1 protein-coding gene is annotated in these 621 nt (G+C 32.4%); it reads left to right on the top strand.

Going from position 1 to position 621, the window contains the following annotated elements:
• Window positions 1–12 precede the first annotated feature (12 nt).
• Window positions 13–576, top strand: a complete 564-nt coding sequence (frr, locus tag KJR01_RS09635) for a ribosome recycling factor (RefSeq protein WP_214119022.1) — start codon at window positions 13–15, stop codon at window positions 574–576.
• Window positions 577–621 lie beyond the last annotated feature (45 nt).

The raw sequence follows: 621 nt of genomic DNA on the forward strand, positions 1-621 counted from the left end.
TAATTAAAGGAAATGATAATGCTAAGTGAAATTTTTAACAAACAAAAAACCCAAAGTGAAAAATCTTTAGAAGCCTTAAAAAAAGACTTCACCACTTTAAGAACTGGAAAAGTTAATACCCATATTTTAGATCATATTACAGTGGATTATTACGGAACTCAAACTCCTTTAAATCAAGTAGCAACTGTTTTAGCAAGCGATGCTTCAACTATTAGCATCACTCCTTGGGAAAAAACTTTACTAAAAACCATAGAAAGTGCTATTGCAGCTGCAAATATCGGCGTAAATCCAAACAATGACGGCGAAAGTGTAAAATTATTTTTCCCTCCGATGACTAGAGAGCAAAGAGAAGAAAACGTAAAGCAAGCTAAAGCTATGGGAGAACAGGCAAAAGATTCTATAAGAAATATACGCAAAGATGCCAACGATGCAGTTAAAAAACTAGAAAAAGATAAGGCAATAAGCGAAGATGAAGCAAAAAAAGCTTATGATGAAGTGCAAAAACTTACCGACACCTATACAACAAAAATTGATGAGAGTGTAAAAAACAAAGAAAGTGAACTTTTAAAGGTTTAACGATGAATTTAGAGCAAATTTATAAAGATTGTGGTGCTTATTTAG

It is taken from the genome of Campylobacter sp. 2018MI10, assembly GCF_018501175.1.
Lineage (GTDB): Bacteria > Campylobacterota > Campylobacteria > Campylobacterales > Campylobacteraceae > Campylobacter_E.